Genomic DNA, 16,641 nt, shown 5'->3' with positions numbered 1-16,641 from the left:
ATCTGTTTGGATCTATAATAACAAGAGACCTCATTTGAGTTTGAATTATAAAACACCTAATTTTATACATCAAAAATCCAGTGAGGCTAGCCTCACTGGATCATATAATTAATTTATAAATGTGTCAACCTATTTTAGGACGACTCATGCCATAAAAATGTGAATGTAATCTGTACAGATCGAACTCTTACTGTCTGAATAAAGTTTGAAACACCTGGCCCACCTTACTCACCAAGTGCACTTTAATTTTAAACTTTGAGATATCCAATCCTTTTGAGTTGTGTTTTGGAATAAAAATCTGTTTAAAACCTAATTTTTCGGCTTCGCTAATTCGTTGATCGATACGATTTACCGGGCGGATTTCTCCTGATAATCCAATTTCTCCGGCAAAACAAACTTCTTTCGGAATGGCGATATCGGTACTTGATGAAAGTACAGCAATAATCACAGCCAAATCGATGGCAGGGTCGTTTACTTTTATTCCTCCGGCAATATTCAGGAACACATCTTTGGTCGACAAGCGGAATCCGGCACGTTTTTCGAGAACTGCCAGGAGCATATTTAATCGACGCAAGTCGAAGCCGGTTGAAGAGCGCTGTGGCGTACCATATGCAGCCGAGCTTACCAATGCTTGTATTTCGATTAGAAAAGGTCGCATGCCTTCAATCGATGCTGAAATGGCAGTTCCGCTTAAGCTTTCATCTTCCTGGGATAAAAGCAATTCCGACGGATTGGAAACTTCACGTAAGCCTGTGTGCTGCATTTCGTAAATTCCCATTTCGGAGGTAGAGCCAAATCGGTTTTTTGTAGCTCTCAAAATGCGATACATGTGGTTTTGATCGCCTTCGAACTGAAGAACCGTGTCAACCATATGTTCCAGAATTTTTGGTCCGGCCAGGTTGCCATCTTTGGTAATGTGTCCAATTAAAAGTACCGGAACAGCCGATTGTTTGGCATATTGCAGCAGTTGAGAAGTACACTCTCTAATTTGAGAAACACTACCGGGTCCCGCCTCTATTCTCTCTGTTGCAAGGGTTTGAATCGAATCGATTACAACAATATTTGGTTTGGTGTTTTTAATGTGAGAGAAGATATTCTCCATTGAGGTTTCACTAACAATCAGACAGTTGTCGTTGTCCGAATTGATACGGTTTCCTCTCAATTTAATTTGTTGGGCACTCTCCTCTCCCGAAACGTAAAGTGTTTTGTAGTTTTTTAGATGTAAAGCAATTTGCAGGGCTAAGGTTGATTTTCCAATGCCAGGTTCTCCACCAATCAGAATCAGCGATCCAGGAACCAAACCTCCACCCAGTACACGATTCAATTCCAGGTTTTGGGTGTTGAATCTTTTTTCTTCCGACGATGAAATTTCGGATATTTTTAGAGGTTTGTTTTTGCTGTCGCCTGATGTGCCAACAACATTTACATTTTTCGATTTGACAACAATCTCTTCTACAAATGTATTCCATTCGCCACAAGATGGACATTTACCTACCCATTTGGCCGATTCGACACCACAATTCTGACAGAACCATGCACTTTTTGTTTTTGCTTTAGCAACCATGAAATGAATTACGAATTAAAAATTACGAATTACCCTTCGCGTTGAATTTTTTTGATGATACCTGTTGAAGAAAATCCTTGGATAAAATCCAGGGTTTTGATTTCGCCTCCTTTTGCTTTAACGATATCATATCCAACAATATCTTCAGCATTGTAATCGCTTCCTTTTACCAAAATATCAGGCTGAACAAAATCAATTAAATTGTAAGGAGTATCTTCTTCAAAAAGAATCACCATATCAACAAAACCAAGCGAAGCCAGCAAGAGCGCACGCGAGTATTCGTCGTTAATGGGGCGTGTAGGGCCTTTTAATCTTTGAGTCGATGCATCGGTATTCAGGCCAATAATCATTTTGTTTCCCATAGATGCAGCCGAAGCCAAATACTCCAGGTGACCACGATGAACAATATCGAAACAGCCATTCGAGAATACGATTTTTTCTTCTTTAAAACGCCAGGTTTGTAAAAGATTATAGGCATCTTCTTTTTTGAAGATGATTTTATTTTTGATCAATTGTAATTTATCCATTTTTTGTAGATTTTGCTTAAAGGTAAGTTTTCGATTAGTTAGAAACAAGGAGAAATAGCCTTCCGGTTTCTATTGACTCATTTACAGCTTTTATTCAAAATGATAAGCACTTTTTCTGCTGTAGCACAAAAAAAGGCTGATCCCGAAAGAACAGCCTTTTGCATGTATTCTAATTAAATTTAGATCAATTTATTAGTTGCCGTGTCTGGAAATACCAGGCTTGGTTCCCAGCTCTTTGCTTCCTCAAAATCCATCGATGCATAGGAGATAATGATAATCACATCGCCAACAGCACACTTTCTTGCAGCAGCTCCGTTCAAGCAAATAGTACCTGAACCTCTTTCGCCACGAATCACATAGGTTTCTAAACGTTCACCATTGTTAATATTCACAATCTGAACCTTCTCATTTTCAATAAGGTTTGCTGCATCCATTAAATCTTCATCAATGGTTACGCTACCAACATACTGAAGATCTGCACCAGTTATCGATGCCTTGTGAATCTTCGATTTACAAACTTCAATGTACATTTTAATTTTAACTAATATTTAAAAAGTTATATTATCAATTAATCGAATTTTTCCTACCTGAACGGTGATACACCCAACTTTTACATTGTTTTCGTCCCAGCTTTTAACAGGCTGCAAGTATGTATCATCAACAATTTCAAAATATTCGACCGAAAGATATGGGTTTTTATTGATTTCATCAACTACCCAAGCTTTCAATTCGTTTACACTTAAATCGGCTGCTAAGTTACAAGCTTTAAACAAAGTTTCAGATATTTTAGAAGCATTTTTTCGTTGCTCTACCTCAAGCAGTAAATTTCTGGAGCTCATTGCCAAACCATCTTCTTCCCTGATAATCGGGCATGGAACGATATTTACATTTAACTTAAGATCTTTCACCATCTGCTTAATAACAGCTACTTGTTGAAAATCTTTTTGACCAAAATAGGCATTATCGGGAGTAACAATGTCGAAAAGTTTGCTTACCACCTGTGCAACACCATTAAAATGACCTGGTCGATTTTTTCCTTCCATTACCTGATCAAGCTTTCCAAAATCAAACACGCGAGTATCTGGTTCTGGGTACATTTCTTCCACTTCAGGAATAAAAATTAAATCAGGATTGTATTTCGAAAGCTTATCAAGATCCTCTTCAATACATCTTGGATAGGTTTTTAAATCGTTCGGGTTATTAAACTGTGTTGGATTTACAAAAATGCTTACAACTGTAATGTCATTTTCGTCTACAGATTTTGCTGTAAGTGACAAGTGTCCATCGTGTAAGGCACCCATAGTTGGTACGAATCCGATGCTTTTTCCTTCCTCTTTAAACTTGCTGATTTTAGCTTTTGTTTCAGCAACAAGTTTGATTATTTCCATCCCGTTTCAAAAATCTTACAAAACCATTTCGGTTTTTGGTTGAGACTGCAAATAAAATAAATAATTAAATACCTGAGAAATAATAAGTGCATTTAATTGTTTTGTAGGTGCTTTAACCCTTAATAAAGATCAAGTTTGTTAAATATTTTTATTAATTTTGCGCAGATAATCTGTATTAATATTTAGCGACTATATGGAAAAGACAAAAGTATTGTTTGTTTCACAAGAAATTACCCCTTACCTTCCTGAAACTGAAATGTCTGAAATCGGAAGATACCTTCCCCAAGGAATCCAAGAAAAAGGAAAAGAAATTAGAACATTCATGCCTCGTTACGGTTGCATTAACGAAAGAAGAAATCAGTTGCACGAGGTAATCCGCTTGTCTGGTATGAATTTAATTATTGATGATACGGATCATCCGTTGATTATCAAGGTTGCTTCGATTCAGGCGGCAAGAATGCAGGTGTATTTTATTGATAACGAAGACTATTTCCACAGAAAACAAATTTTAACGGACGAGAACGGTGATGGATTTGCAGATAATGACGAGAGAGCAATTTTCTTTGCACGTGGAGTTCTGGAAACGGTAAAAAAATTACGTTGGGCACCAGATGTAGTTCATTGTCAGGGATGGTTTACAGGCTTAACGCCTTTGTATTTGAAGAAAGCATTTAATGAAGATCCTTTGTTTACAGACACAAAAGTGGTGTTTTCTGTTTACGATGATGAATTTGCAACACCTTTTAGTGCTGATTTCAAATCAAAAGCGATTATTGAAGGTGTTGAGGAAGATGACGTGAAAGTTTTGGAAGGTGCGAATTATGTGGCACTTCACAAATTGGCGATCGATCAATCTGATGCAATAATTATGGGTAGCCCAAATATTAATGAAGAAATTAAGGCTTATGCCGAAGCTTCGGGCAAGCCTTTTATGCCTTATAAAAACAAAGAAGAATACGTTTCAGCTTATTCTGAATTCTACGATGAATTGGTTGCTGAATAGTAAAGTCTTAATAATATTCAAAAATGCATTATAACTTCGGTTGTAATGCATTTTTTATATGGATATAAATTCAAGTTAAGTTTGGTCGGTAGGCGAACTTATTATATTTTTAGGAGGAATTTATTGATAATTGAAATGAACTTACAGATTTAAAGCTAACTCTCAAATAATTAGGTTTGTAGGTCGATGTTTCAATTTAAAATTATAAACCAGTCTCGAGTGGTACCGAGATTGAAATATGTGTATTTATGTGTGGAATAGTTGGTTATATTGGCGATAAGGATGCTTATCCTATTTTGGTCAATGGCTTAAAAAGATTGGAATATCGCGGTTATGACTCTGCCGGTATTGCACTTCGAACAAACCAAACTCAAGTATTTAAGTGCAAGGGTAAGGTAAAAGATTTAGAAAATCATGTAAAAGGTCATGATATTTCGGGTTCAATTGGGATTGGACATACCCGTTGGGCAACCCATGGTGAACCAAACGATGAAAATGCTCACCCTCACCGATCAATGAATAACAAATTTGTGATTATTCACAATGGTATTATCGAGAACTATGCTTTTTTGAAAGATAAGTTATTGAAACGAGGATATACTTTCCAGAGCGAGACTGATACCGAAGTATTGGCTAACCTAATTGAATACATCTACCTAAAAGGAGAAGTTACTGCGGAAATTGCGGTGCGTTTGGCACTTACAAAAGTTGTGGGAGCATACGGATTGGTTGTAATCTGCGAAGATGAACCTAATCAGTTAATTGCAGCGCGTAAAGGTAGTCCGCTTGTTGTTGGAGTTGGAAATGGTGAATATTTCCTGGCATCCGATGCAACTCCAATTATCGAGTATACTCAAAGTGTAATTTATCTGAACGATGATGATGTTGCCATTATTAATCGTGATGAGTTGGTTCTAAAAACACTTCAGAACGATAAGTTAACACCTCATGTTCAGCAGTTGGATTTGGATATCGAGCAAATCGAAAAAGGTGGATATGAGCATTTTATGCTGAAGGAGATTTTTGAGCAAACAAGCTCAATTCATGATACAATTCGAGGTCGAGTTTCTGCTCAAAACAAAGAAGTTTTCCTTGGCGGGATTAACGATGTAATACCAAAATTGGTAAATGCAAGAAGAATCCTGATTATAGGTTGTGGAACTTCATGGCATGCCGGTATGGTTGGGGAGTATTTATTCGAGGAGTTTGCAAGAATTCCTGTAGAAGTAGAATATGCATCTGAATTCCGTTACAGAAACCCTGTAATTTTTGAAGATGATATTGTACTTGCTATCAGTCAGAGTGGTGAGACTGCCGATACTCTAGCTGCTATTAAGCTTGCTAAAGAAGCAGGAGCAACTGTTCTGGGTATCTGTAATGTGGTAGGTTCTAGTATTCCTAGAGAAACCGATGCTGGAGTGTATACTCACGCAGGTCCGGAAATTGGGGTGGCATCAACCAAAGCATTTACGGCTCAGGTTACCGTTCTTACCATGATGGCCATGTTGGTAGGATTCAGAAAAGGAACTTTGGCAAAAGAGGAATACCATAAGCTAATCGAGGAGTTTTCAAATCTTCCAGAGAAAATCGCGAAAATTCTTGAAAAAGATCAAGATATTAAAGAGTTATCGAAAAGATATATTGAATCTACTAATGCTCTATACCTGGGTCGAGGCTTCTTGTTCCCGGTTGCATTGGAAGGAGCGCTAAAACTAAAAGAGATTTCTTACATTCATGCCGAAGGTTATCCTGCTGCTGAGATGAAGCATGGTCCGATTGCATTAATCGATGAACACATGCCTGTATTTGTTGCAGCAACAAAAGATAAGTCTTACGAGAAGATTGTGAGTAATATCCAGGAAGTGAAAGCACGTAAAGGTCATGTAATTGCTATTGTAACCGAAGGTGATACAGTAATTGCTGATATGGCTGATTACGTAATCGAAATTCCGGAAACTTTGGAAGCTTTGGCTCCATTATTGACAGTGGTTCCATTCCAGTTGATCTCATACTACATTGCAGTATTACGTGGTTGTAATGTAGATCAGCCGCGTAACCTTGCAAAATCGGTTACTGTAGAATAAGAAATTCAATTTTCAAACATATAAAAAGAGCAATGACAATGTCATCGCTCTTTTTTTGTATCTGGCAACTTCTATAAAAGAAGATTATTTATCTTTTTTCGTACTGCTGTTCGTAGTACTTTTCGTAATCTCCCGAAAGGATATTTTCCAGCCATTCGGTGTTGTTGAGGTACCAATCGATGGTTTGTTCAAAACCTTCTTCGAACTGAATGCTTGGTTCCCAGCCCAATTCATTTTTTATTTTTGTTGCATCAATTGCATATCTTAAATCATGCCCCGCACGATCTTTAACAAAAGTGATCAGTTTCTGAGAAGTACCTATTTCCTGAGCCATTTTCTTGTCCATAATATCGCAAAGTTTTCTCACCAAATCGATATTGGCCCACTCGTTGTTACCACCAATATTATAGGTTTCGCCAATTCTTCCCTTGTGGTAAATCAAATCAATGGCTAAAGCATGATCTTCCACAAAGAGCCAATCCCTAACATTTTCGCCTTTCCCGTAAATTGGCAATGGCTTTGAGTTTTTGATATTGTTGATAACCAGTGGAATCAATTTTTCGGGGAATTGATTTGCACCATAATTATTGGAGCAATTTGATAAGATTACTGGCATTTTATAAGTATGGAAGTAGGCGCGCACCAAATGATCGGAACTAGCCTTGGAAGCAGAGTAAGGACTTCTTGGATCGTAAGGAGTAGTTTCCAAAAACTTACCGGTTTCGCCTAAAGAGCCATATACTTCGTCGGTTGAAATATGATAGAATCGCTTTGTTTCGAAACTGTCTTTCCAAATTTCCCTGGCAGCATTCAATAAATTCACTGTTCCAATAATATTGGTAGTGATAAAAGCCATAGGATCTGAAATTGAGCGATCTACATGCGACTCTGCCGCAAGATGTAGCACGCCATCGAATTGAAACTCTTTAAATAAATCATGAATAAAATTCATATCCGTAATATCACCTTTTACAAAAGTGTAATTTGGCTTTGAATCGATATCCTTAAGATTTTCAAGATTTCCGGCATATGTAAGTGCATCCAGATTAATAATATGATATTCTGGATATTTGTTTACAAAAAGCCGGACAACATGTGAGCCTATAAAGCCTGCACCACCCGTGATTAGTATGTTCTTTTTCATTGATGCGATTTTTTGTATGATTTTATTTTGCTTCCTGCTCCATGATGCTAACTTGCCAATTCCAGGCAGAAAGCAAGGTGTCGTCGAGTGTACTTTCCGATTTCCAACCTAAATTCTTGTTGGCAAATGATGTGTCGGCAAAAATTTGTTCAACATCACCATGTCTTCTGTCCACAATTTTATGAGGAACCTTTTCGCCAGTTGCTCTTTCAAAACCTTCAATAATCTCAAGTACTGAAACGCCCTCGCCTGTACCCACATTAAAATACTCGTAATTCGATTCGTTTTTGTCCTGCAATAATCTTTCAATGGCTACAACATGAGCCTTGGCAAGGTCAACTACATTAATGTAGTCTCTAATACACGAACCATCAGGAGTATTATAATCGTTCCCAAATACGCTAAGCTCTGGACGAATTCCGGCAACGGTTTGAGTCAAAAATGGAATTAAGTTATTCGGTACGCCCAAAGGCAGTTCACCAATTTTAGCACTTGGATGAGCTCCAATCGGATTGAAATATCTTAAAGCAATCCCTTTTAATTCAGGATGAGCTTTTACTGTATCGCGAATGATATCTTCACTAATCGATTTTGTGTTACCATAAGGAGATTCGGCTTCTTTTCGAGGTGTAGATTCTGTTACCGGCAATTGATCGGGTTGACCATAAACGGTACAAGATGAAGAGAAAACCAAATTTGGAATATTGTGCTCCTTCATGGCCTCCAGTATATTCATCAAGGAATTTAAATTGTTACGATAGTACATTAAAGGTTTGGCAACCGATTCACCCACAGCCTTATTGGCTGCAAAATGAATGATAGCTGATAAATTAGGGTATTTCTTGAAAAATTCAGCGGTTTCTTCCTCTTTGCTCAGATCGACCAGTTCGAAAATTGGTCGAATTCCTGTGATGGCTTCAATACCATCTAATACTTCAATTTTTGAATTGGATAGATTATCGGCCACGATTACTTCAAAACCATTGTTTTGCAATTCTACAGCAGTGTGAGATCCAATATATCCGGCACCGCCGGCAACCAAAATTTGCTTTTTCATAATTTATTTAGTCTATCAATTTAACAAGTAAAATTAAGTCCTTTTTTAATGATTTGATTCAGTAATTTAATTAATTTAAAATTAATTACGGAATGCATTGATTTAAAGTTAATTGCTTTTTATACGAAAAGAATCCATTTGAGTGACATTTATTTTTAATTATATTTGTGTATTATGCTTGAGATATCTAAATACATACAAGATTTATTGTTTGTGCACGATTGTGTGATTCTGCCTGGATTTGGTGGCTTTGTTGCGAACTATCGCCCAGCTGCAATTGATGAGAATCAGCAAATGGTTTTTCCTCCTTCCAAAGATTTGGGATTTAACCGTAATCTAACACAAAATGATGGATTGCTAATTAACCATCTGGCAGAATCGGAAAACTTAAGTTACACCGAAGCCGAAAAGGCGGTGCTGTTTTTTGTTGAAGATATTCGAGTAAGGATTCAACGAGGAGAGAAGGTTGAAATAGAAGAGGTTGGGATATTTTTTAACGACAAAAAACACAACCTGCAATTTGAGCCTATTGCCAATCAAAACTACCTGGTTGATAGTTTGGGGCTCGAGCAATTTGTTCTTCCAAGTATCAACAAACCTATCGAGGAGAGAATTCCATCGATTAGCGAGAACACACAAAAGTTTAAAGGATTTTTCACCAAAAAACGCATTTGGTATACATCTGCGGCGGCAGTTTTGTTGCTTGCAGTTGGTGTATTGCCTATGAATTCTGAAAGAAATTCATTTTTAGATTCTGCATCGATGAGTTTTTCTGGTGATAAAAAAACATTAACTGAAAGTCATGTTCAATTGAAGCCACAAATTTCGCCTGTTGAGGAATTGGTGAAGTATGAACCTAAAATTGAAAAACAATTGGTTCCTGTTGAAATCACGAAAACGACCCAAAACAAATTTTACCTTATTGCAGGTAGTTTTACAACTGTTGAGAATGCAAAGATTTTGCAGGACGAGTTAAAATCAAAATCCTATCCTGCTGTAATTATTAAGAATAAGAATTTATTTTCGGTTGCATTAAGTCAGTTTAATAGCAGACAAGAAGTGGATGCTTTTAAGAAAAAGGCGATTGCTGCAAACCCTAAATCATCTTATTGGGTGTTAAGGAAGTAAAAAATAAAATTACTGATAAAAAAAAAGCGCTTTCCAAAAGGAAGCGCTTTTCTATTATGTGCATTATTCTTTTATCTAATTTCCGAACCTGGTTTTACTGCCTGATCAGGAGAAACAAAAGATAGTTTACCATCTGCATCTTCAGCCATAAGGATCATTCCTTGCGATTCGATTCCTTTTAATTTCTTAGGCTCTAAATTCACCAAAATACTCACTTGCTTTCCAATGATTTCTTCTGGCTTGTAGTGTTCAGCAATACCCGAAACCACAGTTCTCTGATCGATTCCGGTATCAACAGTTAACTTCAAAAGTTTCTTTGTTTTCGCAACTTTTTCAGCTTCTGTAATGGTACCTACACGAACATCCATTTTCATAAAATCATCGAAATTGATGTTATCTTTAGCAGGCGTAACCGGCTTGTTTTCCGCTTCGTTGGCTGCTTTGGTAGCCAAAAGCTTGTCAACTTGCTCTTGAATTGTTGCATCTTCGATTTTTTCGAACAACAAAGTAGCTTTGTTAATTTGATGACCAGCTTCGATTACATTCTCACCAATATTCTCCCAGGCTAATGCTTCAATATTTAAGAATTCTCTTAGTCTAATAGCAGTGAATGGAAGGAATGGCTCCATCAAAGTTGAAAGGTTGGTAGAAATCTGAAGACAAATGTTCATAATGGTCTTCACTCTTTCTTCATCTGTTTTAATTACCTTCCAAGGTTCTGTATCAGCAAGGTATTTATTACCCAAACGAGCAAGGTTCATTGCTTCTTTCAAAGCTTCACGGAAATGATATGTTTCAAGATTCTTCTCAACATTTGCTTTAATTACCGGAATTTCAGCAAGAGTTTCTTTATCGAAGTCATTTAACTCGCCAGCTTCAGGAACAATTCCTTTGTAATATTTATGAGTTAACACCAATGCACGGTTCACAAAGTTTCCTAAAATCGCAACCAGCTCATTGTTGTTTCTTGCCTGAAAATCTTTCCAGGTAAAATCGTTATCCTTGGTTTCAGGTGCATTAGCTGTTAATACATAGCGCAAAACATCCTGCTTTTCTGGAAATTCTTCAAGGTATTCGTGCAACCAAACTGCCCAGTTTCTCGAAGTCGAAATTTTATCGCCTTCCAGATTTAGGAATTCGTTTGAAGGAACATTTTCCGGAAGAATATAAGAACCTTCAGCTTTTAGCATCGACGGGAAAATAATACAGTGGAATACAATATTATCTTTTCCGATAAAATGAACCATTTTTGAATCTTCGGCTTTCCAGTATTTTTCCCAATCCGGAGTATGCTCTTTGGTTGCCGAGATGTATCCAATTGGAGCATCAAACCAAACGTATAACACTTTTCCTTCGCCACCATCAACAGGAACCGGTACACCCCAGTTCAAATCTCTGGTTACGGCACGTGGGTGAAGACCATTGTCAAGCCAAGATTTACATTGTCCGTAAACATTTGGTTTCCATTCTTTGTGTTCTTCAAGAATCCATTGTTTAAGATATGGTTCATATTTATCCAATGGCAGGTACCAGTGCTTGGTTTCTTTAAGTTCTGGTTTGTTACCAGTGATTGATGATCTTGGATCGATAAGGTCAGTAGCATTTAATGATGTACCACAACTTTCGCACTGATCACCGTAAGCACCTTCGCTTTTACAATGTGGACAAGTTCCTGTAATGTATCTGTCTGCAAGAAACTGATTGGCTTCAGCATCATAATACTGCTCACTGGTCTTCTCGATAAATTCACCTTTTTCATGCAAGGTTTTAAAGAATTCCGAAGCTGTTTCGTGATGAATATCATTACTGGTTCTCGAGTATACATCGAAAGAGATACCAAATTTCTCAAATGAATCTTTAATAATGTTGTGATATTTATCTACAACATCCTGAGGAGTAATGCCTTCTTTTTGAGCTTTAATGGTAATTGGTACACCATGCTCATCGGAACCACCAATTAAAAGAACATCCTCACCTTTCATTCTAAGATATCTTACGTAGATATCGGCAGGAACATATACACCAGCAAGGTGGCCAATATGAACAGGACCATTTGCATATGGAAGAGCTGTAGTTACAAGAGTTCTGTTAAATTTCTTCATTTGAGATATGTTTTGTGATTTGAAAATAATATTCCTTCTGACTATTTATTTTCAATACATTATTTTGCTTACTTATGAATTGAAAAACATGCGGTTTAACAAATCGATGGCAAAGATAAGATAGAATTATCAAAAAATATTGTTCTTCGTTTGTATTTTATTCTTAATTTGAACTCACTTTACAATAAAAACTAAATAAATATGTATCAGCCTGCTGCCTTGCAAAAAGGAGATAAAATTGGAATTATTTCACCTGCTGGAAAGATCGATCCTGAAAAAGTTGGTATTGCAGTTACCAAATTGGAAGATTTGGGCCTGAAAGTAGTGCTGGGCAAGCATGTTTTTGATGAGTATCATCAATTTGCCGGGCGAGATTTAAATCGCCTAAAGGATTTGCAACAAATGTTGGATGATCCTGAGATTAAGGCAATACTTTGTGCACGAGGAGGATATGGTTGTGTGCGAATACTAGAATATGTAGACTTTGATCTCTTTCTTCGTAAACCTAAATGGATTGTTGGATATAGCGATATTACTGTTTTTCATAGCTATCTGAATAATATTCTGGAAGTGGAAAGTTTACATTCTGTAATGCCAATCAATTTTCTGGATGATGAGTCGGGAAAATCGGTACAATCTATGTTCGATGGAATTATGGGGAAAGTAGAAGATTACCAAATACCTTCGAATGATTTGAATCGATTGGGCGTAGCCGAAGGTGAGCTTATTGGTGGAAATTTATCCATATTATATAGTTTACGGGGTACGATTATGGACTTTGAAACTCATGGTAAAATACTATTTATCGAAGATGTAGGCGAAGAGTTGTACCATCTTGACAGAATGATGAATAACCTTAGAATGGGTGGAAAATTGTCGGAATTGCAAGCCTTGGTAGTGGGAGGATTCAGTTTGATGAAAGAAGGTGAACCAAAATTTGGAAAAACTGCCTATGAAATTATTCAAGAGTCGGTGTCAAACTACTCCTTCCCGGTTGTATATGGTTTTCCTGCAGGTCATATAAACGACAACTGGACCTTACCACTGGGCAGATATGTGAAAATAAATGTTGACGTGAACGAGGTGAAGTTTACCTGGCATTAAAAATACTTGCACATGGCAAAGCATAATGAATTGGGGAAGTTGGGAGAAGATCTTGCAGTAAAATATCTCGAAGAAAAGGGGTTTAATCTACTTGATCGAAATTGGATATATCAAAAAAAAGAACTTGATATTATTGCCTTAAAAGATGATTGCCTTGTTGTTGTTGAAGTGAAATCTCGCTCAACTGATTATTTTGAACACCCTACTGATGCCATAAGCCTTTCGAAGATTAAATTTATTGTCAGAGCTACACAGGCATACGTAGATTTAAGAGAAATTAAACAAGAAGTAAGATTTGATGTCGTTAGCGTAATTAAGCGTGAAGAAAAATTTGTGATTGAACATATCGAAGATGCATTTATAGCACCTGTTGATTAATCTGCCAAATACTTATCAATGGTAGCAAGCAACTCTTCAAATCGGATTGGCTTAGCCAGGTAATCATCACAACCAGCATCCAGAATTCTTTCTCGGTCGCCTTCCAGGGCATAGGCAGTTTGGGCGATAATAGGTATTTCGCTATGACGTTTTTTAATTCTTCTGGTAGCTTCACATCCATCCATTATTGGCAAACGTATATCCATTAGAATTACGTCAACATCTTGAGTAAGGTCGACAATATCAACAGCTTCCTTGCCGTTTTTTGCCCATAATAATTCAGATTCGGTTCTGCTTAATGCAGCATCGAAAAACATATTATTGATTTCCTCGTCTTCAACAATGAGGATTCGTTTATCTTTCCAGTTGTATTTTTGGGTGTAGCTAACTTGATTCATAACAAAATCTACTTTTAAAAAGCGTTTATGATGTTATAAATATACAAAATCAAGACTAGTTAAAAAAAAATCATTTTCAGAGCTCTTACTCGGAATATATGTTTTGGGATTGTAGAACTCAGTGTATTGTAGGGTTTTGAGAGATAGTTAAGTAAAACTTAAACAAGTGTTAGAGTTAACATAAAGCGCATGTTCGATCATGTTGAATCTAAGTTTGTTTTATGTTGATAAGCTTTTATCAATTCTTTGTGTTCAATTGTCGTCATTTTATCAAAATTAACGCTGAACTGAAAAATTGATCCGATCTGAGGTGAACTGGAGACATCAATTTCTCATTTTAATTAATTGAAGGATTTGCATTCAAATTTTAGTATTTGCAAGAATGCTTTTAATTTTTTTTAAAAGTCATTGCGCTGATCGTTAAAAGATGTCTGTAAAACTATCTATATTTGTTTGTCTTGATTTTAAGAGATTTTTAATAAACCATTACATCATGAATATTGAAGAGCTGAGAATGTATTGCTTATCAAAGAAGGGAGTTACTGAAAGTTTTCCCTTCGATGAAGAGACTTTGGTTTTTAAAGTTCTGGACAAAATGTTCTTACTCACTAATATCAATAAAGAGCTGAGTATGAATGTGAAGTGCGAAGAAGATATCGCCGTGGAATTACGTGAGGAATATTCGGCAGTTTTGCCAGGATATCATATGAATAAAAGGTACTGGAACACAGTATTGATCGACGGTAGTGTTTCGGATGATCTATTGAAAAGTTGGATCGATAAATCCTACCATCTAGTTATTGAGAAAATGCCTAAGAAAAAACAGGCAGAACTAAATATGATGTAATTACATACCTTAAACTTAAACAAAAACAAATGAATAAATTACTCCTTACATTACTGTTGTTAAGTGGTTTGCATGTGGTAAATGCACAGGAACAACAGGAAGAAAAGAAATTTACAACAGTTACAGAGGTGAAAACCACAAACGTAAAAAATCAACAAAGCACGGGAACTTGTTGGTGCTTTGCAACAATGTCTTTTATCGAGACTGAACTTTTGCGAATGGGTGCTCCTGAAATTGATTTGTCGGAAATGTATATCGTTAGAGAGGCTTATTCACAGAAAGCAAAACGATATTTTAGATTGCATGGAAAAGGCAATTATAGTGAAGGTGGACAAGCTCATGATGTTATGAATGTTGTAAAAACTCACGGATTTGTACCTGAATCAGCTTATTCGGGGAACGAATACCAGGGCGATTTTCATATCCATAGAGAAATGGTGAAATCAACCAAAGCCATGATGGATGAAATTGTAAAAAATCCGAATAAAAAAATTACACCTGTGTGGTTTGCTTCTGTAAACGGTGTGCTTGACACTTATATGGGTAAATTGCCAGAAACTTTTGAATATGAAGGAAAGCAAGTAACACCTCAGAAGTATGCTGCCGATTTGGGTTTTAATACAGAAGATTATATCGAATTAACATCCTATACACATCATCCTTTTTATTCAAAAATTAATTTAGAAATTCCTGATAACTGGTCGGATGACTTGTACTATAATGTGCCTATCGAAGAACTGATGGAAGTGATGGATAATGCTTTGAATAATGGATACTCGGTTTGTTGGGATGGTGATGTTAGTGAAAAAGGATTTTCTCACCGTAAAGGATATGCAGTTTTACCAAGTGTAAAGGAAACAGATATGAGTAATTCTGAAATTTCTAAATGGGAAGATGGTGTAGAAAATAAAAAAGAAAAGACACAAAACACGAGTAAAGAGCCTAAGGTGAGCCAGGAGTTGCGTCAGAAAACTTTTGATAATTTCCAAACAACCGATGACCATTTAATGCATTTAACAGGGATTGTAAAAGACCAGGATGGTACCATTTATTACAAAACTAAAAATTCATGGGCCGACGATAGCAATAAATTTGGCGGTTACTTAAATATGAGTGAATCCTATGTGAAATTGAAAACTGTTGCAATAATGGTTCACAAGGATGCCGTTCCAAAACAAATTTTAAAGAAATTAGGACTTTAATAAAAAGAGATCAGATTACAAGTAAGGGTGTCTGTTTAAGGCACCCTTTTTGTATATAGTAATTTGTGATTTAGTTGTTTAAAAAAATTGAAACACTAGGAAAGTATAGATTTCTAAAATTATTTTATAATATTGTCTGTCCAATTAGAATTTTTATATGCCAACAACTGCTAACATAGCAATCGATAAGTTTAGAGGTGGGAGTCAATCTGCTTTCAAAAATTTGTATGATAAATACTACGAGGCATTGTTCTTATTTGGACAAAAATACATTCCCAATAGCGATGTTGTTGAAGATTTGGTTCAGGAAAGTTTTATCAAAGTTTGGGAGAAAAAGTCATCCTTTTTTCATGAAGCAGCTTTAAAAGCCTATCTGTATAAAACAGTTCGCAATGCCTGTTTAAATTATTTAGATCATCAGAAAGTGGAGAGAAACTACGAAAGTCAATCTAAGGAAGATGTTCTTAGCGAAGACTATTTTCTAAATAATGTAATTGATGAAGAGGTGAACCGGATTATTGCAGAAACGGTAAATAAACTTCCAGAATCGGCAAGAATCATTTACCTGCTAAGTTTAAAGGGCCTTAAGAATGCTGAGATTGCTGAAGACCTGAATATCTCTATTAATACCGTAAAAACACAAAAACAAAGAGCAAGTAAATTCCTGAAGGAAAACCTAAAGGATTTGTTTACAATGTTGTTATTTCTATAGACT

At 36.3% G+C, this 16,641-nt stretch carries 16 protein-coding genes; 8 read left to right on the top strand and 8 right to left on the bottom strand.

Going from position 1 to position 16,641, the window contains the following annotated elements; translation table 11 throughout:
* Positions 1-187: 187 nt before the first annotated feature.
* The 4 genes from radA to panC all read right to left on the bottom strand — a co-directional run bounded on the left by radA (position 188) and on the right by panC (position 3,479).
* Complete coding sequence (radA, locus tag ELS83_RS13800) at positions 188-1,564, bottom strand: DNA repair protein RadA (RefSeq protein ID WP_171596145.1); 1,377 nt, start codon at positions 1,562-1,564, stop codon at positions 188-190.
* Between the two features lie 29 nt (positions 1,565-1,593).
* Positions 1,594-2,091, bottom strand: a complete 498-nt coding sequence (rfaE2, locus tag ELS83_RS13795; protein WP_171596144.1) for a D-glycero-beta-D-manno-heptose 1-phosphate adenylyltransferase — start codon at positions 2,089-2,091, stop codon at positions 1,594-1,596.
* 179 nt (positions 2,092-2,270) lie between these two features.
* The gene (gene panD / locus ELS83_RS13790; protein ID WP_171596143.1) at positions 2,271-2,621 is read right to left on the bottom strand and encodes an aspartate 1-decarboxylase; all 351 of its coding nucleotides are present in this window, start codon (positions 2,619-2,621) and stop codon (positions 2,271-2,273) included.
* Positions 2,622-2,639: 18 nt separating this feature from the next.
* Positions 2,640-3,479 (bottom strand): pantoate--beta-alanine ligase, encoded by an 840-nt coding sequence (panC, locus tag ELS83_RS13785; protein WP_171596142.1) that lies wholly within the window; start codon positions 3,477-3,479, stop codon positions 2,640-2,642.
* A gap of 193 nt (positions 3,480-3,672) precedes the next feature.
* On the opposite strand from panC, the gene ELS83_RS13780 reads away from it, so the two are divergent.
* A complete protein-coding gene (locus ELS83_RS13780) occupies positions 3,673-4,482 on the top strand; it encodes a glycogen/starch synthase (protein WP_171596141.1) in 810 nt (269 codons plus the stop codon).
* Between the two features lie 248 nt (positions 4,483-4,730).
* On the top strand, positions 4,731-6,566 hold the full coding sequence (gene glmS / locus ELS83_RS13775) for a glutamine--fructose-6-phosphate transaminase (isomerizing) (RefSeq protein ID WP_171596140.1): 1,836 nt from the start codon (positions 4,731-4,733) through the stop codon (positions 6,564-6,566).
* Positions 6,567-6,654: 88 nt separating this feature from the next.
* Here glmS and rfbB read toward each other — a convergent pair whose 3' ends face one another.
* Entirely contained in the window at positions 6,655-7,710 is a 1,056-nt protein-coding gene (gene rfbB, locus ELS83_RS13770; RefSeq protein ID WP_171596139.1) for a dTDP-glucose 4,6-dehydratase, read from the bottom strand.
* Between the two features lie 22 nt (positions 7,711-7,732).
* Positions 7,733-8,767, bottom strand: coding sequence for a UDP-glucose 4-epimerase GalE (gene galE / locus ELS83_RS13765; protein WP_171596138.1), 1,035 nt, complete (start codon positions 8,765-8,767; stop codon positions 7,733-7,735).
* Between the two features lie 174 nt (positions 8,768-8,941).
* Between galE and ELS83_RS13760 the strand changes: the two genes are divergently transcribed.
* Complete coding sequence (locus ELS83_RS13760) at positions 8,942-9,895, top strand: HU domain-containing protein (RefSeq protein WP_171596137.1); 954 nt, start codon at positions 8,942-8,944, stop codon at positions 9,893-9,895.
* A gap of 71 nt (positions 9,896-9,966) precedes the next feature.
* Here the strand turns inward: ELS83_RS13760 and metG are convergent, their stop codons facing one another.
* Positions 9,967-11,997 carry a methionine--tRNA ligase gene (metG, locus tag ELS83_RS13755; RefSeq protein WP_171596136.1) on the bottom strand — a complete coding sequence of 677 codons (2,031 nt, stop codon included), beginning with the start codon at positions 11,995-11,997 and terminating at the stop codon, positions 9,967-9,969.
* Positions 11,998-12,198: 201 nt separating this feature from the next.
* On the opposite strand from metG, the gene ELS83_RS13750 reads away from it, so the two are divergent.
* Together ELS83_RS13750 and ELS83_RS13745 are read left to right on the top strand one after the other, a co-directional pair.
* A complete protein-coding gene (locus ELS83_RS13750) occupies positions 12,199-13,101 on the top strand; it encodes a S66 peptidase family protein (RefSeq protein ID WP_171596135.1) in 903 nt (300 codons plus the stop codon).
* A 12-nt stretch (positions 13,102-13,113) separates the two neighbouring features.
* Complete coding sequence (locus tag ELS83_RS13745) at positions 13,114-13,479, top strand: YraN family protein (RefSeq protein WP_171596134.1); 366 nt, start codon at positions 13,114-13,116, stop codon at positions 13,477-13,479.
* Here the strand turns inward: ELS83_RS13745 and ELS83_RS13740 are convergent.
* Complete coding sequence (locus tag ELS83_RS13740; RefSeq protein WP_171596133.1) at positions 13,476-13,877, bottom strand: response regulator; 402 nt, start codon at positions 13,875-13,877, stop codon at positions 13,476-13,478. The two genes, ELS83_RS13745 and ELS83_RS13740, sit on opposite strands and share 4 nt — an antisense overlap.
* A 493-nt stretch (positions 13,878-14,370) precedes the next feature.
* Here ELS83_RS13740 and ELS83_RS13735 point away from each other — a divergent pair, with 493 nt between their 5' ends.
* The 3 genes from ELS83_RS13735 (at position 14,371) to ELS83_RS13725 (ending at position 16,638) form a co-directional block, all read left to right on the top strand.
* Entirely contained in the window at positions 14,371-14,724 is a 354-nt protein-coding gene (locus tag ELS83_RS13735; protein WP_171596132.1) for an MmcQ/YjbR family DNA-binding protein, read from the top strand.
* Positions 14,725-14,753: 29 nt separating this feature from the next.
* Complete coding sequence (locus tag ELS83_RS13730; RefSeq protein ID WP_171596131.1) at positions 14,754-15,926, top strand: C1 family peptidase; 1,173 nt, start codon at positions 14,754-14,756, stop codon at positions 15,924-15,926.
* Between the two features lie 157 nt (positions 15,927-16,083).
* A complete protein-coding gene (locus ELS83_RS13725; RefSeq protein WP_171596130.1) occupies positions 16,084-16,638 on the top strand; it encodes an RNA polymerase sigma-70 factor in 555 nt (184 codons plus the stop codon).
* Positions 16,639-16,641: the final 3 nt, after the last annotated feature.

This window comes from Marinifilum caeruleilacunae (genome assembly GCF_013141825.1).
Lineage (GTDB): Bacteria > Bacteroidota > Bacteroidia > Bacteroidales > Marinifilaceae > Marinifilum > Marinifilum caeruleilacunae.
The sequence above is the reverse complement of the archived record's forward strand: the minus strand, read 5'-3'. Positions and strand labels throughout refer to the sequence as shown.

Excerpts from the sequence above, each read along its gene's own strand:
- radA (WP_171596145.1), bottom strand. The coding sequence starts at position 1,564 with ATGGTTGCTAAAGCAAAAACAAAAAGTGCATGGTTCTGTCAGAATTGT.
- rfaE2 (WP_171596144.1), bottom strand. The coding sequence starts at position 2,091 with ATGGATAAATTACAATTGATCAAAAATAAAATCATCTTCAAAAAAGAA.
- panD (WP_171596143.1), bottom strand. The coding sequence starts at position 2,621 with ATGTACATTGAAGTTTGTAAATCGAAGATTCACAAGGCATCGATAACT.
- panC (WP_171596142.1), bottom strand. The coding sequence starts at position 3,479 with ATGGAAATAATCAAACTTGTTGCTGAAACAAAAGCTAAAATCAGCAAG.
- ELS83_RS13780 (WP_171596141.1), top strand. The coding sequence starts at position 3,673 with ATGGAAAAGACAAAAGTATTGTTTGTTTCACAAGAAATTACCCCTTAC.
- glmS (WP_171596140.1), top strand. The coding sequence starts at position 4,731 with ATGTGTGGAATAGTTGGTTATATTGGCGATAAGGATGCTTATCCTATT.
- rfbB (WP_171596139.1), bottom strand. The coding sequence starts at position 7,710 with ATGAAAAAGAACATACTAATCACGGGTGGTGCAGGCTTTATAGGCTCA.
- galE (WP_171596138.1), bottom strand. The coding sequence starts at position 8,767 with ATGAAAAAGCAAATTTTGGTTGCCGGCGGTGCCGGATATATTGGATCT.
- ELS83_RS13760 (WP_171596137.1), top strand. The coding sequence starts at position 8,942 with ATGCTTGAGATATCTAAATACATACAAGATTTATTGTTTGTGCACGAT.
- metG (WP_171596136.1), bottom strand. The coding sequence starts at position 11,997 with ATGAAGAAATTTAACAGAACTCTTGTAACTACAGCTCTTCCATATGCA.
- ELS83_RS13750 (WP_171596135.1), top strand. The coding sequence starts at position 12,199 with ATGTATCAGCCTGCTGCCTTGCAAAAAGGAGATAAAATTGGAATTATT.
- ELS83_RS13745 (WP_171596134.1), top strand. The coding sequence starts at position 13,114 with ATGGCAAAGCATAATGAATTGGGGAAGTTGGGAGAAGATCTTGCAGTA.
- ELS83_RS13740 (WP_171596133.1), bottom strand. The coding sequence starts at position 13,877 with ATGAATCAAGTTAGCTACACCCAAAAATACAACTGGAAAGATAAACGA.
- ELS83_RS13735 (WP_171596132.1), top strand. The coding sequence starts at position 14,371 with ATGAATATTGAAGAGCTGAGAATGTATTGCTTATCAAAGAAGGGAGTT.
- ELS83_RS13730 (WP_171596131.1), top strand. The coding sequence starts at position 14,754 with ATGAATAAATTACTCCTTACATTACTGTTGTTAAGTGGTTTGCATGTG.
- ELS83_RS13725 (WP_171596130.1), top strand. The coding sequence starts at position 16,084 with ATGCCAACAACTGCTAACATAGCAATCGATAAGTTTAGAGGTGGGAGT.